The organism is Shewanella bicestrii (assembly GCF_002216875.1).
In the GTDB taxonomy this organism is placed as follows: Bacteria; Pseudomonadota; Gammaproteobacteria; order Enterobacterales; family Shewanellaceae; genus Shewanella; species Shewanella seohaensis.
In genome coordinates, this window is the sequence record NZ_CP022358.1 from 2,128,711 (window position 1) to 2,147,875 (window position 19,165).

The following is a 19,165-nucleotide window of genomic DNA, read 5'->3' on the forward strand; positions in this document are numbered from 1 at the left end:
CCGCGCTTAATCGTTTAGGTTTGAACGGTTAAGCGCGGCATGACAGTGTTAAATCGTTAAGTCGATTATCAGCTTGAGTGGATTAACACTCAACAATGTTCACTGCGAGGCCGCCTTTGGCGGTTTCTTTGTATTTACTGCGCATATCTTTACCTGTATCCATCATGGTTTTTATCACTTTATCCAGTGATACCTTGTGGTTACCGTCGCCGCGCAGCGCCATGCGTGATGCGTTAATCGCCTTGATTGCACCCATCGCATTACGTTCAATACAAGGAACTTGTACTAGGCCGCCTACGGGATCGCAGGTCAAGCCTAAGTTATGTTCCATGCCAATTTCAGCCGCGTTTTCAACATGCTCGACTGTGCCGCCCATGATCTCGGTCAATGCGCCGGCCGCCATTGAGCAGGCTACGCCAACTTCGCCCTGACAGCCGACTTCTGCGCCCGAAATCGAGGCATTTTTCTTGTACAAAATACCAATCGCAGCAGCGGTTAACAGGTAACGGGCGCAAACATCGATATCGACTTCTTGCACGAAGGTATCGTAGTAGCACAGCACGGCAGGGATAATGCCCGCGGCGCCGTTTGTTGGTGCGGTGACAACGCGATCGCCGGCAGCGTTTTGCTCGTTAACCGAGAGGGCGAATAAATCGACCCAATCCATTGCGGTTAACGGATCGACGTTGTTACGGCCTTCTGCTTTGAGACGACGATAGAGTGCAGGTGCGCGGCGACGCAGCTTTAAACCGCCAGGCAGAATACCTTCCTTCTGATAACCCCGTTCGATACAGGTTTTCATGGTTTGCCAGATATTCCACAGTTTTGCTTTGACTTCTTCTTCGCTGGCGAGGCTAAGCTCGTTGGCCATCATCAGGGAAGAAATGCTCAGGCCATGCTCAGTACATAAATCAAGTAATTGGGCGCTGCTATTAAAATCGTAAGGTGCTGATTCAATTTGCGATGCTGGTGAGGCATTGCGCTGATGGATTTCATCTTCGTCTAAGATAAATCCGCCACCGACAGAGTAGTAAGTGCGTTCAAAAATACATTCGCCTTTGCTGTAGGCATACAGTGTCATGGCGTTGGCATGGGCGGGGAGCGTTTTACGTCTGTGGTAGGTAATGCCGTCTTCACGGGTAAACTTAACTACTTTGCCGCAGCTCAGGGTGAGGGTCTCGTTTTTAGACACTTGCTCAAGAATGCCATCGATGCTGTCGGTGTCGACGGTTTCTGGATCTTCACCCATTAAGCCTAAAATAACGGCTTTCCCCGTGCCGTGGCCTTTACCGGTTTGGCCGAGTGAGCCAAACAGTTCTGCTCTTAATTCATCCACTTGGGCAATCTGGCCCGAATCAGCAAGGTGCTGCATAAAAATTTTGCCCGCTTTCATTGGGCCAACAGTGTGTGAACTCGAAGGGCCAATGCCGATCTTGAACATATCGAATACGCTAATCATGATTGAAGTCCTGTTGTGTCTCGATTTTTATTTTAGTCTGTGCGTGGAAGATCTTTGCAGTTACCGCGCCAATACGCTGGTTTTTATGTCGTAAACTCTGGCAAACTGCAGGCATCAACCACACAAAATGTGCTTGTGTGATACGTTTAAGGTCAGTATCCCACAGTTTAGTATTAAGATTCACATTAGTTTTTTTGATTAGAAAGACTTCGGATAAGCTGAGCTTAATTAGCTTATGGTGAATGTCGAATTTATCGGCAACATAATTGCTTTGTGGCAAAGTCTGACGGCGAATGGCTCGCTTTTCGGGGATTTTTGTGAACCCAGTGGTCAGTATCGCTATGGTTATTTTTTGAGTATGAATAAGAATTTTTAGGGAGAAATATGAGTTATCTAATGTTGGATCTGCTGTCTTTAGACGTTAGCGAAGCTGAAGCCGAGATGCTGCGCCATCCGCAGGTGGGTGGTTTGATCCTGTTTTCCCGCAATTTTTCCAGCCGTGAGCAGTTAATTCGCTTAGTGCAACAGATCCGCCAAATTCGTCCCGAGATTTTGATTGCCGTTGACCATGAGGGCGGGCGAGTACAGCGTTTCCGTGAAGGCTTTACCCTGATCCCGGCCATGGGTGATATTTTGCCAGCGGCTAAGGGCGATATGGTTCTCGCTAAACGTTGGGCCTGTGAATTAGGCTTTTTAATGGCCATCGAATTACTCGCCTGTGACATCGACTTAAGCTTTGCGCCCGTGCTCGATCTTAATGGCATTAGCCAAGTGATCGGTAACCGTAGTTTTAGTGCAAAGCCCGAGGAAGTGATTGCATTAGCGCAGAGTTTTATTGAGGGTATGGCCGAGGCGGGCATGGGCGCTGTGGGTAAACATTTCCCCGGTCATGGTAGCGTGGCGGCGGACTCCCATATCGCGCAACCTATCGATGAACGTGAAGCAGAGGCGATTTTTAATCAAGATATTTTGCCGTTTAAGGAGTTGATTGCTAAGGGTAAATTATCGGGTATCATGCCAGCCCATGTCATTTACCCTAAAGTTGACCCTAATCCTGCGGGCTTTTCAAGCTACTGGTTAAAGCAGATCCTACGCAAAGAGCTGGGCTTTGAAGGAGTAATTTTCTCCGACGATCTGGGGATGAAAGGCGCTGCCTTTGCAGGGGATTATTTAGGCCGCGCTGAAGCTGCCTTGGATGCGGGTTGCGATATGATTTTGGTCTGCAACGATAATCCGGGCGTTATGTCACTGTTAAATGGCTTTGTGTGGCCCGCCGCGGCGCCACAACATCCGGCGAGTTTACTCAAACCCGATGCGGCGCAGACAGCTATCGCATTAGAAAACGCTAGCCGTTGGGAAAATGCCAAGCAGCTGGCTGAGCAAATCCAGCTCGCACAACAGGCAAAAGTTTGATGTAGCGCAAGGTTCTGCAATGAATATTTGCTAGGGTTAGTAGCATGCGCCGTGTTTGGCAGATTGTTAAAAGGTCTCAATATGATTTTTTATCTTCATGGATTCGATGCAACTAGCCCTGGTAATCACGAAAAAATGCGTCAGTTGCAGTTTATTGACCCAGATGTGCGGCTTATCAGCTACAGCACTTTGCATCCCAAGCATGATATGCAGCATTTATTGAAAGAAGTCGCCAAGCAAATGCAGTATTGCGACGATCCCGCACCCTTAATGGTCGGGGTCGGCTTAGGGGCGTATTGGGCTGAGCGAATTGGTTTTTTAAACGGATTAAAGTCAGTGTTAATCAATCCCAATCTTCATCCCGAAGAGACGATGCAAGGGAAAATTGACCGCCCGGAAGAGTATGCCGATATCGCCAATAAGTGTGTCTCTGAATTCAGGTTGAAGAATACCCACAGAGCCATGTGTATTTTGTCTCGTGTAGATGAAGTGCTCGACAGTGAGGCGACGGCCGTGGCGCTTAAGCCTTATTACACCATCGAATGGGATGAGACGCAGACCCACAAGTTCCCGCAGTTAGCCGCCCATTTACCTAAGATAAAAGCATTTAAGTTGGGTTAAATCGTTATTCGCTTATCTTTTCGTTAAAGAGGCTTATCGCGGAATATTCTGGCGATAAGCGCTTTTGCATCTGTTCATGTTTTCCCTTCAAGAAGCATCCTATTTTCAAGCTGTTGGTGTTTGGTTACCTCGTATGAGTGAAGCCAGACCTGCGATGAAGTTATGCTGTTATTTGGAATGCTCGACGGTATATGTGTCTGGTTTAGCTGGTTATTTCAGCAAAAAGCATTAAATACACTCTGTTTGTATGGCTTTATCTATCATTTTGTTGAAATTAATCATGAATTGTGTAAAGTAGCCCCTCTTAATAGTTTGTTACAAAATGCTACAGACTTTTATGCCAATTTGTCCATTCATGGATAACCTTTTGCGTATGTCGCCCGACACAGCTAACAGCGGTCTCGTTAGCTGTTTTTTTATGCTTGTTTTTTACTCTTAAATCCATTACTTAGCAAAACTCTCCCTCATCGCAGCTGAAAACTCGGCTATGCTTAGGCTGGAATCGTTTTTACGTGAGCGACGCAAAGACGCATGATAATAGCCGCATGATAATAACCGCATGCTAATAACAAGGCTCACCTTACAGGGGAGGCGCAATGAAACGGGTGCTTATTCAATTAACGGGAAAAGTGCAGGGCGTGGGCTGCAGACATGCGACCCTAACAAAGGCTCGTACGCTTGGTGTCACAGGTTATGTGACTAACTGCGCCGATGGTAGTGTTGAAATTCTTGCCCAGGGCAGTGATCCTGCTGTGGATAGTCTTATCGCCTGGTGTGAGGTCGGAGTACCTTGTACCGATGGACTGAGGGTGACGGTGAATGAAGACCAAGGTGATGATATTTATTTGGATTTCTCGATAGTGCGCTAATTTTTTTACGCTTTTCGGCGTCACCTGAATGGCTGTTCATCCCTTAGGCAATAAAAAAACTTAGGCAATAAAAAAGCGGTATGCATTGCATGACCGCTTTTTTATTCGATTAGGGCTAATGGGTTTTAAGCGTTAGGTTGCGCCATCTTACGGATTTGGATCACCATGCCCATTTCGGGATGATCGAGATAATGGATCTCATCGCTTTTCACTCGACGATTTTGCTCCAACGGAATAGACATTAAGTAAGGCGTCATCACTTTTGCTGGGGCTGCGGCAGTACTTGTTGCTGTGTTCATGCTCGCTTCATCGGCCGCCACTGGCATCAATTTGCGGCCTTCTTTACGCAAATTGAGCGCGGTTTCGATATACAGATAATGGCTAAGATAAATATTGAGCGTGCCATCGAGTTGCCACACGGGAGAGGGCAGTAATGGCGCAGATGTTTCAGCCATCATGCCAGTCGTGCCGTTAGCGCCTTGCATAGCGCTTGCCATGGCTTGCTGCACAATTTGACGACCATCGAAGTGATAACTGGCGGAATAATCTTTACCCGCAAACAGGCGAATGGGCACTGAGCCACTCTTGCCCATCATAGGTTGTTGCCATGTCATATGCAGTAAGCTGCGGTTACCACGTTCTCTCGATAGGCTGTTGATGATACTCGCAAATTGGCCTTGGCTGCTGGCGAGTAATACTGGGCCACTGCCTTGAGACGCATAGGCTTGGCTACCACTGCCGATTTCCGATGGGATCACACTCGGGTAGCGATAGCTAGTCACCGCATTTGAGCTTGCAGTACTTGGGCCTGAAATGGCTAAAGTACCGCCGTTACTCATCTCGGGAGTGGCGTCCGTATTCGTACCTGTGCTGGTGTTTTCAGCGCAATGGCTATTAGCATCGGCGTCATACACTAAGGTGCAGGGTGCGGATTCATTGCTCATTGAGACCACAGCTTGACCCACAACCGGTGAAATCAGATCGATAGCGCGGTTGGTTTTGGTCTCAATTGGCGCCATCGGCCATTGTTCAGTCGACTGGCTTTGGCGTTCAAAAATATAGACTTCGACCTCGAACCAAGCTTCAGCACGGGCAAGTGAACTGTGTGAAAGTGCAATAAGTGTAGCGATAGAGACCGCGAGTTGACGTAACACTATTTATCTCCAAGACGATGTTGCGATAGTTGTTCGAGCAAGAGTTTGACCAAAGCGAGCCTATCTTTTGCCGTTTCGGCATTGAGGATGAACTTTAACTTATTCGGCCCATCCATTCGATAGATTTGTGGCTGACTTTGCAGTAATCCGATGATAAAGCCGGGATCAACCACATGATCATCACTAAATTCGATGCTGCCGCCCTTGGCATGTACCTCAATTTTAGTCGCGCCCAGCCGAGTTGCCTGATGTTTATATAACGTCATTTCCATCAGGTTTTTGGTGGCCTCGGGCAGCAGACCGAAGCGGTCGATAAGCTCAACCTTGAGTTCATCTAAGGCTTCTTCACTGTCACAACTGGCGATGCGCTTATAGAGTGACAGGCGAATATTCACATCACCGACATAGTCTTCCGGCAATAGCGCAGGAATTCTTAGCTCCATCTCACATTGTTGATTGAGCATTTGCGCCAGCGATGGCTCTTTCCCCTGTTTGAGTGCCTTGACCGCCGATTCCAACATTTCCATGTAGAGACTAAAGCCGATTTTAGAGATATGCCCGCTCTGTTCATCGCCCAATAACTCGCCCGCGCCGCGAATTTCTAAGTCTTGGGTCGCGAGCATAAAGCCTGCGCCTAAATCCTCGAGGGCATCGATGGCTTCGAGACGTTTGCGAGCATCGCTGGTCATGCGTTTAGGATGAGGCGTCATCAAATACGCATAGGCTTGATGGTGAGAGCGGCCGACGCGGCCACGCAGCTGATGTAACTGGGCTAAACCAAAGGTGTCGGCACGTTCGATAATAATCGTATTCGCACTGGGGACGTCGATACCGGTTTCGATAATAGTGGTACAGACTAACACGTTGAATCTTTGGTGATAAAAGTCCGACATCACCCGCTCAAGATCCCGCTCACGCATTTGACCATGTGCCACCACCACCCGCGCTTCGGGTAGCAGGGTACTAATATCTTGGGCGCATTTCTCAATGGTTTCGACATTGTTGTGCAAATAATACACTTGGCCACCACGGAGAATTTCACGCAGTATGGCCTCACGCACGGTGGCGGGATCGGATTCGCGCACAAAGGTCTTCACCGCCAAGCGCTTAGCGGGAGGAGTCGCAATAATCGATAAGTCGCGCATTCCCGACATCGCCATGTTTAAGGTGCGGGGGATCGGAGTGGCGGTGAGGGTCAAAATATCCACATTGGCGCGCAGCGCCTTGATTTTCTCTTTTTGTCTTACGCCGAATCGATGTTCTTCATCGATGATAAGCAGGCCTAAGTTTTCAAACTTTGCCTCGGATTGCAGCAGCTTATGGGTGCCGATTACGATATCGACTTTGCCTTCTTCGAGCAGCTTCAGCACTTGGGTCTGCTCTTTGGCGGTTCTAAAGCGTGACATCACCTCAATCACCACCGGCCAGTCGGCAAACCTGTCCTTAAAGTTTTCGTAGTGCTGCTGGGCGAGTAGCGTGGTGGGCACTAGCACAACTACTTGTTTACCCGCATTCACTGCCACAAAGGCGGCGCGCATCGCGACTTCAGTCTTACCAAAGCCCACGTCACCGCAGACGAGGCGGTCCATGGCGACGGGGGATTGCATATCGGCAAGTACGGCATGAATCGCGCTTTCCTGATCGACGGTTTCTTCAAAGGGGAAACCTTGGGCGAATTGCGCATACTCTTCATCATTGATTTCACAGCTTTCACCAGGGCGTGCTTGACGGCGAGCGTAGACATCGAGCAGCTCGGCAGCCACATCGCGGATTTTCTCAATCGCTTTGTTCTTTGCCTTGGCCCAAGTGTCGTTACCGAGTTTATTGAGGTGAGCCTCGCCATCGGCGCCGACGCTGTAGCGACTGATCATGTGCAGGTTGGACACGGGCACATAAAGTTTATCGCCGCCCGAGTATTCCAGCTGTAGGTATTCGGCCACTAATCCGCCGGTATCTAAGGTGACTAAGCCTTGATACAGCGCTACACCGTGCTCTAAGTGCACAATCGGCTGACCGACTTTGAGCTCGGCTAAGTTTTTGATCAGAGTATCGTTGCTGATCTGGCGTTGTTTTTCGCGGCGGCGCTGCTGGGAGATACGATGACCAAAGAGTTCGGTTTCGCAGATGATGCTGACGGCGGTTTGCTTTCCTAGCCCGAGTAAACAACCACGGGAGAGGGGAGATACAATTAGGCCCAGTTTGGCATCACTTTGAATAAACTCATCAAAATGGCCGAATAACGCCGGTTTTAACTGGATTTTACTTAAGAGTTCGAGCAAGGCTTCGCGGCGGCCTTCCGATTCGGCACTAAACAACATCCGCGGCGCACGCTCGGCGTAATCTTGCAGCGCAATCAGTGGCTGCTTTAACTTGTGATTAGCGCTTACCTCGGGCAGCACACTGGCATCAATTTGTACTGCGCCAGCGACGACATCGGGTTGCGGCGCAGTAAACTGATAGCGAGGCAGCGGCTTAAAGGCGGCAAATAATTCTTCTATCAGTAAATACAGCTCTTTGGGTGCCAACAGTGGCCGCAATGGGTCGACCCGTCTGTCTTCATAACGGGTTTCCACCTCTTGCAAATGAGCGCGGGCGGACTTTTCGATATCGCCTAAGGTGGCTAACTGAGTGTCCTTCGGCAGGTAATCGAACAGTGTCGCAACCTCATCGAAAAACAGCGGCAGATAGTTCTCAATGCCTGCGGGCATCAAATTGCGGCTCACCAGTTGATACACTGATTCAGGCTCTTTGACTATGACCTCAAAGCGGCGGCGATAACGTTGCCTAAAACCTTCGATGGCGCTGCTGTCGGTAGGGAATTCCTTGGCGGGTAACAGGCGCACCGCATCGACGGGAGTGGACGAGCGTTGGGTTTCAGGATCGAAATGACGAATGGTCTCGACTTCATCATCGAACAGTTCGATACGCAGCGGCATATTCACGCCAGTGGGGAAGATATCGAGAATCGAGCCACGAATAGCAAACTCGCCATGTTCGTACACCTGTTCGACCAAGTGATAACCCGTGTCAGTTAACTGTTGGCGCACATCATGGAGCTGATAATTATCGCCTTTTTTAAGCACAAACACATTGGAGCTTAAATAGGATTTCGGTGGCAAGCGCATCATCAGCGTCGTCACTGGCACTATCACTACGCTGTGCTCGGCTTGGGTGATTTGCGACAGGGTTTCTAAACGCTGGGAAATCAAATCCTGATGGGGCGAAAAACTGTCGTAGGGCAGGGTTTCACGGTCAGGGAACAGTCGCACCTTAATCGCACTTTTAGCCAACAAATAGTTGAGCTCTAACTCGATACTCAATGCCGTCGGCGTATCACTGGTCACAATCAGTGTCGTGCCTTTGTGTTGGCGAACTAGGTTGGCGAGGGTAACGGCTTGACCAACCCCGGCGAGACACGACAGGGTTTGCATCTGAGTTCCATTTTTGACAACGGGCGGTGTTAGGGCTGAAATTTGTGTCATTGGCGTGGGATAAACTGATTCATTCACAATAAGTTGCGTTTATTGTAGTGACTTGGGCGCTAGGGTGCCAGCAAAAACGCTAGCCTTTATTGGCGCTCGTCACGGGCCTGTTTACGCAGTTTAAGTTGTTTTTGTTGCACATTGAGGCTCGCTTTGACCAGTTGCTCGACATCCGCATCCAGTATTTGACTAAACTCGAGGTCAACGAGATAGAGCAATGCGGCGTTGGGGCTCTGTACTTGCAGTCCATCGGATGGGCCTTCCTGCGAAACTAAACAGGCCGTGACCTTGGCAAAACATAAAATGGCGACCAATTCTTCGTGGATAAATAAGGTCACTTTATATTGGCGGCCAAGGGGGAGGGCCTCACTGCTCATCAGGCGAATTCCGCTGCCACCAAACTGACAACCGCTAAACTTCTCGCCTTCTTGCACTTCTTTTTCGAGCACATGCTGTAGGACTAAATCCACCTTGCGGGATTGGAGTTTGAGAAAGTCCACCACTACCTTGGCTTCGTTGTCTAAATGCCGCAGTTGCAGCAGGCAACTGGCCTCGAGGGCTTTGACTTCGCTCAGTAGCTGGATCCCTAAGGATTGCATTGATCTTAAAGCCGTTTCACTGGGTAGTGGCTGGTTTTCGTCCCAAAGGCTTAAGTAAGCGGTGAAGGGATGAGGCACACTAAAATACGGATTGGTGTCAGTGAACAAGGCTTGCCTCTTTATTTATAGGACCTAAACCCCTATTATCGTGCCCATCTTTATGATTTAGCAAGTTCAGCACACAGGACGCAGCCCTCTTTCAATGGATCTTCGATTTCCTCTCTACGTTGGTTACCGTTATTGGCGGGCCAGAAAAGCAAACGCCTTTGCTTCTTTTATTACCTTATTTGCCGTTTCGGGCATTTTTTTAGGGGTGGCGGCCTTAATCGTGGTCAGTTCGGTGATGAATGGCCTCGAAGGACAATTAAAACAGCGCATACTGGGGGCTGTCCCCCAATTGACCGTGGTGACTGAGGCGCCCTTAAGCGATTGGACCATTCCTGCGGACAAACTCAAAGCCTTACCGGGCGTGCAGGGCGTGACGCCGAGTGTGTCGACCCAAGCCATGGTGCAATCGGCGGCGAATATCCGCGCAGTGCAAGTCTTTGGGGTGTTTCCGGAGCTTGCCGAAAAACTGTCTATGGTGGCGCAGCATACTTATTCGGGCGCGTTTAACGAGCTAACAAGTGGCCAATATAAGGTCATTTTAGGCAGTGAGCTTGCCCGCCAATTAAAGGTGAGCCCGGGTGATACCGTGCGCCTGTTAAGTGGCGATGGGGTAGTGTATTCGCCGCTCGGCCCAGTCCCGAGCCAACGTAAGTTTTTAGTGTCTGCCGTGTTTGAGATGGGCTCACAGGTGGATGCGGGCGTTGCCTATATTCATTATCAAGATGCCAAACGTTTAATGCGTCAACCGAGCGATGAAATCAATCAATTAAGACTGTATTTGAGCGATCCTTTTATGGCGCCCGCACTGGCTAAGGACGTAAAGCAGGTTCTGACTCAGCAGGGCATTGAGGCGACGACCAGTGATTGGCGCGACACCTATGGTCATCTGTTTAGTGCTGTGAAGATGGAAAAAAACATGATGTCGCTGATGTTGAGCCTGATTGTGGCCGTAGCGGCGTTTAATATAGTGTCAGCGCTGGTGATGATGGTGGTGGATAAAACCACCGACGTGGCGGTACTCAAAACCCAAGGCTTACGTACCTCGGCGGTGATGGGCATTTTTGTGGTGCAAGGTTTATTGAATGCGGTATTAGGTTTAGTGCTGGGGCTGGTGGTCGGCATACTGCTCACCCTTAATTTGAATGGCATTATGGCGACCCTAGGGATTTCCATTTTAGGCACTGGGCAAGTGCTGCCAGTTAAATTGGAGCTGGGGCAATTGTCGATGATTATTGTTGGCACCTTAGTCGTGACCTTAGTGGCGACCCTTTACCCCGCATTGCGAGCGGCACGGGTACAACCTGCCACGGCGCTGCGTTACGAATAGCTGCGATGTAACAAATTACAACGTCGCTCCCATGATGAGAGACGTGTTTGGACATGGGGTTTATCCATGTCTTTTAGAATCAATAGCGAGAATCTCAATGCAAGACGTGTTACTGCAAGTGCAGGCGGTGAGTAAGAGTTATCACGATGGCGATGTGACCACTCAGGTGTTGACTGAGGTGGATTTACAGGTATTTAAGGGCGAGCAACTGGCGATTGTCGGTACCTCCGGCTCGGGCAAGAGTACGCTGCTGCATATTATGGGCACCTTAGATAAACCTTCTGCTGGCAAAGTATTGTTAGCGGGTGAGGATTTATATCAGGTGAGCAGTGCCCGTCAGGCGCAGATCCGCAACCAAGACTTAGGTTTTATTTATCAGTTTCATCACCTTTTGCCTGAATTTAGTGCGCTGGAAAACGTGGCTATGCCAGCGTTTATTCAAGGCAGAGATCGCGCTCAGGCTAAGGCCGATGCCAAAGTGTTGCTCGAAAGAGTAGGGCTTGGGCACAGAATGAGCCATATTCCCGCCGAGCTTTCGGGCGGCGAGCGTCAACGGGTGGCAATTGCCCGGGCGCTGATCAACAAACCCAAACTCGTGCTGGCCGATGAACCGACGGGCAACCTCGATGCCAAGAGCGGCGAGGCGGTCTATGAGCTGATCCGCGAATTAGCCAATCAACTCGGAACGGCGTTTGTGGTGGTGACTCACGATCCTAAATTAGCGGCGCGGATGGACAGACAACTCACCATGAAGAATGGTTATCTGCAAGCTGTTGCGGAACATGCCCAATGAAAGGACCATTAGCCCTCTCCATTGGTTGGCGTTTTTATCGTGCGCGCCAATCCAATAGTTTTATTAGCTTTATCTCCTTTGCATCGACCGCTGGCATTGCGCTAGGGGTTGCAGTGCTGATTGTGGTGCTCTCGGCGATGAATGGCTTTGAGCGTGAGTTAGAGCAGCGTCTGTTAGGCGTGATCTCCCAAGCCGATGTGGTTGGCGTGAATGAGCCGATTGCCGACTGGCGTGCGGTTGAGCAAACCGCCATGCAGATTGAAGGCATTACGGCGGCGGCACCTTTTATTCGGATGCAAGGTTTAGTGCAAAAGCCCGGTGGTTTTCAGGGGCTTGCCGTTGTGGGAATCGACCCTGAGCAAGAAGCAAAAGTCTCGACCCTCTCGCAATTTATGTCGAAAGAGACTTGGCAAGGCTTGGGCGAGGATGACAATCACATCGTCCTCGGGGAGAGTCTGCTGAAAAAGTTAGGCCTCGAAGTTGGCGATACCCTTGCTCTGTATGTGCAAGATCTTGCTCCTGAACATGCCGGCAGTTTACGGGCGGCCAAGAGCCATCGTTTTGTGGTGTCGGGTGTGTACCGTTTAGGCGGCGAGCTTGAGTTAACCACGGCGTATATTCCGATGCGCTATGCGGCGAATATCCTGAATTTACATCAAGGTGTTACCGGAGTGCGGATCAGTGTGGCGCAGGTGTTTGATGCGCCAGCGAAAATTCGTGAGTTGGGTTATGCCTTAAACCAGTCCGTTTATATCAGTGATTGGACGCGTACCCAAGGGCATTTATATCAAGATATTCAATTGGTTCGCACCATTATGTATCTCGTTTTGGTATTAGTGATTGGCGTGGCCTGTTTCAATATTGTCTCAACGCTAGTGATGGCGGTGCGGGATAAAGCCAGTGAAATCGCCATTCTGATGACCATGGGGTTAAGCCGTCTCTCTGTGATGGGGATTTTTATGGTGCAAGGTGCGTTAAATGGCCTTGTGGGCTGTGCCCTTGGCGGCGTGATCGGGATTGCGACCGCGGTGAATCTGAGTGGTATTGCCCGTGGTATTGAGCAGCTACTCGGTATTCAACTCCTCTCTGCCGATGTGTATTTTGTGGATTTTCTGCCGTCAGAGCTGCATATGACGGATGCTGGCTTAGTGATTGCTACGGCGTTTGTGATGAGTCTTATCGCAACCCTGTATCCCGCGTGGAAGGCGAGCCAGATTGGTCCTGCGCAAGCATTGGCGGGTAGATAGAAAGTCTTTGAGCTGACATTAGCTAAAGCGGAATAGCGAAAACAGAATAACGAAAGCAGCAAACAAAAAGGCCAGTGAATTCACTGGCCTTTTTAATATGCGTTACGCTTGGAAGGGCGTGATTAACGCTTTAAACCTTCGTTCAGCAAAGGACGCATGGTTTTCACTAATTCTGTGGTCACTTTTGGCGAACCCGCAACGATGTTGCCAGAGATCAGGTAGTTATGACCGCCAGTGAAATCGGTGACTGTGCCACCCGCTTCGCGGCAGATTAAGTCGCCAGCGGCGATATCCCATGGCTTTAAACCGATTTCGAAGAAACCGTCTAAACGGCCTGCAGCAACATAGGCTAAGTCTAATGCGGCAGAACCAGCGCGGCGTAAGTCAGAACACTGACCGAACACTTCGCCAAAGATTGCCATGTAGCTTTCGGTGTGTTGACGGGCTTTGAATGGGAAACCTGTACCGATAATGGTTGGAGCCAGTTCAGTCACGTTAGTTACGCGGATACGGAAATCGTTTAATTTGGCGCCTTTACCACGGATAGCGGTAAATAATTCTTCACGAACAGGATCATACACAACGGCAACTTCAGTTTTGCCTTTGTGTTGCAGTGCGATAGAAACCGCGAAGTGGGGAATGCCTCTAACGAAGTTGTTAGTGCCATCCAGAGGATCGACTATCCATACATAGTCTTTATTTTCGCCACGGTTTTCGCCTTTTTCTTCACCCACGATTGTGTGATCAGGGTAAGATTTGCGAATTTGATAGGTAATGGCGGCTTCTGCTTCCTTATCTACACTGGTAACAAAATCGTTGACACCTTTAGCACTGACTTCAACTCGGTCAAGTTCAGTGTAGGCGCGCATAATAGTTTGGCCGGCCGCGCGGGCAGCGCGAACAGCAATCGTCAGCATCGGATGCATTGCAATCCCCTGGATGTTAAAGAACGTTAAAAATAGCGGGCGGCATTATACTCGATTTGAATGTTATATCAAATACCGATTTTCATATAAGCATTCACGCACGCCTGTGATAGTATTCGCTCCCTGTGTTTTGTGAATTAAATTAAGTCGTTTCATGCTAAGTAATATTCGTGTGATTTTAGTGGGGACATCGCACCCCGGCAATATTGGCTCGACCGCCAGAGCGATGAAGACCATGGGGTTATCGACCCTGTATCTTGCCGAACCAAGATGTGAAGTGGATGGTCAATCCATCGCCTTGGCGGCCGGTGCGTCTGACATCTTAAAGCATTTGGTGAAAGTGGATTCCTTAGAAGAAGCCATCGCCGATTGCAGTTTAGTGATTGCCACCAGTGCTCGCAGTCGTACCTTAGATTGGCCAATGCTCGATCCACGTGAAGCGGGGCAAAAGCTGGTCACTGAGGGCTTATCAGGACCTGTCGCCATTGTCTTTGGCCGTGAAAATCATGGTTTGACCAATGAAGAATTGCAGCAATGTACATATCATGTGGCTATTCCTGCTAATCCTGAATACAGCTCATTGAATTTAGCGCAAGCAGTGCAGATCATTTGTTATGAGACGCGTGTGGCACACTTAGCGCAAACTGAGGCGCCGCAAGTGGAGGAAGAATATCCGCTTTCTGCCGATCTTGAGCGTTTCTTTGTGCACTTAGAAAGCACCTTATCATCGACAGGTTTTATTATTAAAAACCACCCCGGCCAAGTGATGACTAAACTACGTCGTCTGTTTAGCCGTGCACGTATCGAAAGCCAAGAGATGAATATTCTTCGAGGCATTCTAACCTCGATAGATAAAGTGGTGGGTAACAAACAAAAATAGCCAAAGTACATTTGGCAAATAACGCTAATCGCGAAGGATTGAAGCATGGGTGTGATAGCTAGGCTAAAAGAAGACATTGAATCTATATATCACCGTGATCCCGCGGCGCGCAGCGCCTTTGAGATCTTGGTCAACTATCCTGGCATGCACGCCATTTGGCTGCACCGGATAAGCCATAAGTTATGGAAGCGTGATTGGCGCTTAATGGCCCGTTGTTTATCGACTTTTTCGCGCTGGCTGACGGGAGTGGAGATCCATCCGGGTGCCACCATTGGCGATCGTTTCTTTATCGATCATGGTATGGGCGTGGTGATCGGTGAAACCGCCGAGATTGGCGATGACTGTACTTTGTATCACGGCGTGACACTCGGCGGCACCACTTGGCAAGCGGGTAAACGCCATCCAACATTGGGCAATAACGTGGTCGTGGGCGCAGGGGCTAAGATTTTAGGTCCTATCACTATGCATGATGGGGCGCGTGTCGGCTCTAACTCTGTGGTAGTGAAAGATGTGCCTAAGGATACGACTGTGGTCGGGATCCCTGGGCGCGTAGTGGCCACACCTTCGCCACAATCGAAAGAGAAGTCTGAGCGTCGCAGCGCCATGGCCAAGAAATATGGCTTCGATGCGTATGCTGTGTCTCCCGATAATCCGGATCCCGTCGCGAACGCTATCGGTCAAATGCTGGACCATATGCATTTAATGGATTCAAAAGTGCAGGAATTGTGTCAAGCCATTCAGCGTTTAGGTGGCGATGTATGTACTGAAAGATTGCCAGAGCTGAATGTGGGTGAGTTTAACGACGCCGAAAAAGCCGCTGCAGACAAGCGCCAGAGTGCACTCGACGAGTTTGACCCCAGCATTTAACTGAGGCGTGTGGCGCAGTGGCGTGTAGATATAATCCATACGCTTTGCCACCGATGATTGCAGTTCAATTTCCACTGTGGTTGCACGGTTTTTAAGCAGAGTGGGCCTAGATGGCTAGCTTTCATTCCAAGAGAGTGCGTTAGATCCCGATATGGGGGCGATTAGGACGATTAATTGCCCCTTTAGCATTGAATCTTAGGGCAGAAAAAGGTTAAATACCCCACCAAGATGAAAGGGTATTGGTTCACTGCACGCTTATATACTTGAGTGTTTTACTAGGTTTTATACTTGACTGAAATACTCGGGTATGTTGAAATAACCCCATACCTGTTTGGGAGCTATGGTAGTTATGAAACTTACATCTAAAGGTCGTTATGCAGTAACCGCAATGCTCGATGTGGCCATCCACTCGGCTTCGGGACCGGTTCCCTTAGCGGATATCTCTGAAAGACAAGGGATTTCGCTTTCCTATCTGGAACAACTCTTCGCAAAGTTACGTAAACATGGCCTAGTGGCCAGTGTCCGTGGTCCAGGTGGTGGTTATCGCTTAGGCCTCGAAGCTAATGATATTTCTGTTGGCATGGTTGTCCATGCCGTGGACGAGTCTGTCGACGCGACTCGTTGTCAAGGATTAGGCAATTGCCAGAGTGGAACTCGCTGCTTAACGCACTCGCTCTGGGGCGATTTAAGCAAACAAATTTCAGATTTTTTAGATGGTATCAGTCTTGCTGGCTTAATGCAGAAACGGGATGTGCAGTTTATCTCGCTTAAGCAAGACACTATGCAAAAGGAGCAAAGAGTCAGCTTATAGGCTTTTTGTTATACGATAAAAATTATTTTTGTACGTTGTATGTAGCCTCGGCAGAGACTGCTAAGTACGGAGTGTGTTATGAAGCTTCCTATCTATTTAGATTATGCCGCCACCACGCCAGTTGATCCGCGAGTCGCGGAAAAAATGTTCCAATACATGACGATGGATGGCATCTTCGGTAACCCAGCATCACGTTCTCACCGTTATGGCTGGCAAGCGGAAGAAGCGGTGGATGTGGCGCGCAGCCAAGTGGCTGATTTGATCAATGCCGATCACCGTGAAATCGTGTTTACCTCAGGTGCAACCGAATCAAACAACCTGGCGATCAAAGGCGTAGCGCATTTCTACAATAAGAAAGGCAAGCACATCATCACCAGCAAGACTGAACATAAAGCGGTACTCGATACCTGCCGTCAGCTTGAGCGTGAAGGCTTTGAAGTCACTTACTTAGAGCCAGATGCCAACGGCATCATTCCGATGGAACGTTTAGAAGCGGCGATGCGCGACGACACCATTCTTGTCAGCATCATGCATGTGAATAACGAAATCGGCGTGATCCATGATGTGGATGCCATCGGCGAGTTATGCCGCTCAAAAGGCATTATCTTCCATATGGATGCTGCACAAAGCGCGGGCAAATTACCTATCGATGTACAAACGACTAAGGTCGACCTGATCTCTATTTCTGGCCACAAAATGTATGGTCCAAAAGGGATTGGTGCTCTGTACGTGCGTCGTAAGCCACGTATTCGCTTAGAAGCCCAAATGCACGGCGGTGGCCATGAGCGTGGTATGCGCAGCGGTACACTGGCGACTCACCAAATCGTTGGTTTAGGTGAAGCGGCGGCGATTGCAAAAGCTGAAATGGCAACAGACAACGCCCGTATCGCTAAACTGCGTGACAAGTTATGGAATGGCATCAAGCACATCGAAGAGACGTATGTAAACGGCGACATGACTCACCGTGTGAGCGGTAGCCTGAATGTCAGCTTCAACTATGTTGAAGGTGAGTCGCTGATGATGGCATTAAAAGATTTAGCGGTTTCATCGGGTTCTGCCTGTACGTCAGCCAGTCTCGAGCCAAGCTACGTGTTACGTGCGCTCGGTTTAAATGATGAAATGGCGCATAGCTCAATTCGTTTCTCAATCGGTCGTTTTACCACCGAAGAAGAAATCGACCACGCTATCGAAACTATTACACAATCTATTGATAAATTAAGAGAAATGTCTCCATTGTGGGAGATGTTCAAAGATGGCATCGACCTGAATCAGGTGCAGTGGGCACATCATTAATTCGACCATTTACAATAGATAATTTTGGAGCAGTACCATGGCTTACAGTGAAAAAGTGATAGATCATTATGAGAACCCACGTAACGTTGGTTCTTTCGACAAGAACGATCCTTCGGTCGTGACCGGTATGGTGGGAGCACCTGCCTGTGGTGACGTGATGAAGTTACAGCTGAAAATCGGCGCAGACGGCATCATCGAAGACGCTAAGTTCAAAACCTACGGTTGTGGCAGCGCTATTGCGTCTAGCTCACTGGTAACCGAGTGGGTGAAAGGCAAGACTATCGAGCAAGCGGCGGCTATCAAAAACACCGATATCGCGGAAGAATTAGCCTTGCCACCAGTGAAAATCCACTGTTCCATTTTGGCAGAAGATGCCATTAAAGCGGCGATCGACGAGTACAAATCGAAACAAGCTAAGTAACATCTGGAGTTAAGATGGCGATTACAATGACCCCAGCGGCAACTGAGCGTGTCAGATCTTTCTTAGCGAATCGAGGCAAGGGCATCGGCCTGCGCCTCGGCTTAAAGACCTCTGGCTGTTCCGGTATGGCTTATGTGCTTGAGTTTGTTGATGCGCTGAATGATGACGATGAAGTGTATGATATTGATGGTGTTAAAATCATTATCGATGCGAAAAGCTTCATCTATCTACAGGGCATTGAGTTGGATTTTGTTAAAGAAGGCCTGAACGAAGGTTTCCAATTTAACAATCCTAACGCAAAAGGTGAGTGCGGTTGCGGTGAGAGCTTCACTGTTTAATTGCCGAATTGACGCATGAATTATTTCGAGCTGTTTAAGTTTTTCCCTGCCTTCGATATTGACACCGCTGTGCTTGCAGAACGCTACCGCGAACTGCAACGGGCGGTGCATCCCGATAAGTTTGCCAACGATACCGAGCAACAACGTTTATTGTCGGTGCAACGCACTGCGCAAGTCAATGACGGTTATCAAACCCTAAAAGATCCTATCCGCCGTGCCGAGCATATGCTGTCGCTACGTGGTATCGATTTAAGCCACGAAACCACCACAGTGAAAGACACTGCATTTTTAATGCAGCAGATGGAATGGCGTGAGGCGTTAGAAGACATTCGCGATAGCGCCGATCCTCAAGAAAGCATTGATGAGTTATACGACTCTTTCGCGGCGTATCGGACAAAGCTGACGAAATTGCTCACCGCACAGCTAAGCAGTGACAGTGAAGAAGATGCCTTGTTAGCGGCAGATCAAGTACGCAAGCTTAAATTTATGGCAAAATTACACGATGAGCTGACGCGTATCGAAGACGCGCTGCTCGATTAATTTTCCCTATTGCAGTT

The 19,165-nt window shown here is 49.1% G+C and carries 18 protein-coding genes; 13 read left to right on the plus strand and 5 right to left on the minus strand.

From position 1 onward, the window contains the following. Positions 1 to 82 precede the first annotated feature (82 nt). Positions 83 to 1,459 (minus strand): L-serine ammonia-lyase, encoded by a 1,377-nt coding sequence (locus tag CF168_RS09335; RefSeq protein ID WP_011717230.1) that lies wholly within the window; start codon positions 1,457 to 1,459, stop codon positions 83 to 85. Between the two features lie 384 nt (positions 1,460 to 1,843). Here CF168_RS09335 and nagZ point away from each other — a divergent pair, with 384 nt between their 5' ends. The 3 genes from nagZ (at position 1,844) to CF168_RS09355 (ending at position 4,362) form a co-directional block, all read left to right on the plus strand. Beyond that, complete coding sequence (gene nagZ, locus CF168_RS09345; protein ID WP_089067680.1) at positions 1,844 to 2,872, plus strand: beta-N-acetylhexosaminidase; 1,029 nt, start codon at positions 1,844 to 1,846, stop codon at positions 2,870 to 2,872. Positions 2,873 to 2,953: 81 nt separating this feature from the next. Then, entirely contained in the window at positions 2,954 to 3,493 is a 540-nt protein-coding gene (gene ycfP, locus CF168_RS09350; RefSeq protein WP_089067681.1) for an alpha/beta hydrolase YcfP, read from the plus strand. 596 nt (positions 3,494 to 4,089) lie between these two features. Beyond that, complete coding sequence (locus CF168_RS09355) at positions 4,090 to 4,362, plus strand: acylphosphatase (RefSeq protein WP_011622502.1); 273 nt, start codon at positions 4,090 to 4,092, stop codon at positions 4,360 to 4,362. Positions 4,363 to 4,487: 125 nt separating this feature from the next. Here CF168_RS09355 and CF168_RS09360 read toward each other — a convergent pair whose 3' ends face one another. The 3 genes from CF168_RS09360 to CF168_RS09370 form a co-directional block, all read right to left on the minus strand. Next, positions 4,488 to 5,516: a peptidoglycan binding protein CsiV gene (locus CF168_RS09360; protein WP_089067682.1), complete on the minus strand. Its 1,029-nt coding sequence runs from the start codon at positions 5,514 to 5,516 to the stop codon at positions 4,488 to 4,490. Then, positions 5,516 to 8,998: a transcription-repair coupling factor gene (mfd, locus tag CF168_RS09365; RefSeq protein ID WP_089067683.1), complete on the minus strand. Its 3,483-nt coding sequence runs from the start codon at positions 8,996 to 8,998 to the stop codon at positions 5,516 to 5,518. Before mfd ends, CF168_RS09360 begins: the two co-directional genes overlap by 1 nt. An 86-nt stretch (positions 8,999 to 9,084) precedes the next feature. Then, entirely contained in the window at positions 9,085 to 9,705 is a 621-nt protein-coding gene (locus tag CF168_RS09370) for a hypothetical protein (protein ID WP_089067684.1), read from the minus strand. A gap of 94 nt (positions 9,706 to 9,799) precedes the next feature. Here CF168_RS09370 and CF168_RS09375 point away from each other — a divergent pair, with 94 nt between their 5' ends. The 3 genes from CF168_RS09375 to lolE all read left to right on the plus strand — a co-directional run bounded on the left by CF168_RS09375 (position 9,800) and on the right by lolE (position 13,072). Further along, on the plus strand, positions 9,800 to 11,032 hold the full coding sequence (locus tag CF168_RS09375; RefSeq protein WP_011622506.1) for a lipoprotein-releasing ABC transporter permease subunit: 1,233 nt from the start codon (positions 9,800 to 9,802) through the stop codon (positions 11,030 to 11,032). A gap of 97 nt (positions 11,033 to 11,129) precedes the next feature. After that, positions 11,130 to 11,825, plus strand: a complete 696-nt coding sequence (gene lolD, locus CF168_RS09380) for a lipoprotein-releasing ABC transporter ATP-binding protein LolD (protein WP_089067685.1) — start codon at positions 11,130 to 11,132, stop codon at positions 11,823 to 11,825. Further along, positions 11,822 to 13,072, plus strand: coding sequence for a lipoprotein-releasing ABC transporter permease subunit LolE (lolE, locus tag CF168_RS09385; protein ID WP_089067686.1), 1,251 nt, complete (start codon positions 11,822 to 11,824; stop codon positions 13,070 to 13,072). The genes lolD and lolE overlap by 4 nt, the downstream gene beginning before the upstream one ends. 122 nt (positions 13,073 to 13,194) lie before the next feature. Here the strand turns inward: lolE and suhB are convergent, their stop codons facing one another. Next, entirely contained in the window at positions 13,195 to 13,998 is an 804-nt protein-coding gene (gene suhB, locus CF168_RS09390) for an inositol-1-monophosphatase (RefSeq protein ID WP_011622509.1), read from the minus strand. Between the two features lie 154 nt (positions 13,999 to 14,152). Between suhB and trmJ the strand changes: the two genes are divergently transcribed. The 7 genes from trmJ to hscB all read left to right on the plus strand — a co-directional run bounded on the left by trmJ (position 14,153) and on the right by hscB (position 19,148). Next, positions 14,153 to 14,878, plus strand: a complete 726-nt coding sequence (trmJ, locus tag CF168_RS09395) for a tRNA (cytosine(32)/uridine(32)-2'-O)-methyltransferase TrmJ (RefSeq protein ID WP_011626049.1) — start codon at positions 14,153 to 14,155, stop codon at positions 14,876 to 14,878. A 45-nt stretch (positions 14,879 to 14,923) separates the two neighbouring features. Further along, complete coding sequence (cysE, locus tag CF168_RS09400) at positions 14,924 to 15,745, plus strand: serine O-acetyltransferase (RefSeq protein WP_011626050.1); 822 nt, start codon at positions 14,924 to 14,926, stop codon at positions 15,743 to 15,745. A gap of 349 nt (positions 15,746 to 16,094) precedes the next feature. Further along, positions 16,095 to 16,556: a Fe-S cluster assembly transcriptional regulator IscR gene (iscR, locus tag CF168_RS09405; RefSeq protein WP_006081858.1), complete on the plus strand. Its 462-nt coding sequence runs from the start codon at positions 16,095 to 16,097 to the stop codon at positions 16,554 to 16,556. A gap of 78 nt (positions 16,557 to 16,634) precedes the next feature. Next, the gene (locus CF168_RS09410; RefSeq protein WP_086903271.1) at positions 16,635 to 17,849 is read left to right on the plus strand and encodes an IscS subfamily cysteine desulfurase; all 1,215 of its coding nucleotides are present in this window, start codon (positions 16,635 to 16,637) and stop codon (positions 17,847 to 17,849) included. Between the two features lie 37 nt (positions 17,850 to 17,886). Continuing rightward, entirely contained in the window at positions 17,887 to 18,270 is a 384-nt protein-coding gene (gene iscU / locus CF168_RS09415; protein ID WP_011072277.1) for a Fe-S cluster assembly scaffold IscU, read from the plus strand. A 14-nt stretch (positions 18,271 to 18,284) separates the two neighbouring features. After that, positions 18,285 to 18,608 (plus strand): iron-sulfur cluster assembly protein IscA, encoded by a 324-nt coding sequence (gene iscA, locus CF168_RS09420; protein WP_011072278.1) that lies wholly within the window; start codon positions 18,285 to 18,287, stop codon positions 18,606 to 18,608. Positions 18,609 to 18,623: 15 nt separating this feature from the next. Continuing rightward, entirely contained in the window at positions 18,624 to 19,148 is a 525-nt protein-coding gene (hscB, locus tag CF168_RS09425; RefSeq protein WP_089067687.1) for a co-chaperone HscB, read from the plus strand. Positions 19,149 to 19,165 lie beyond the last annotated feature (17 nt).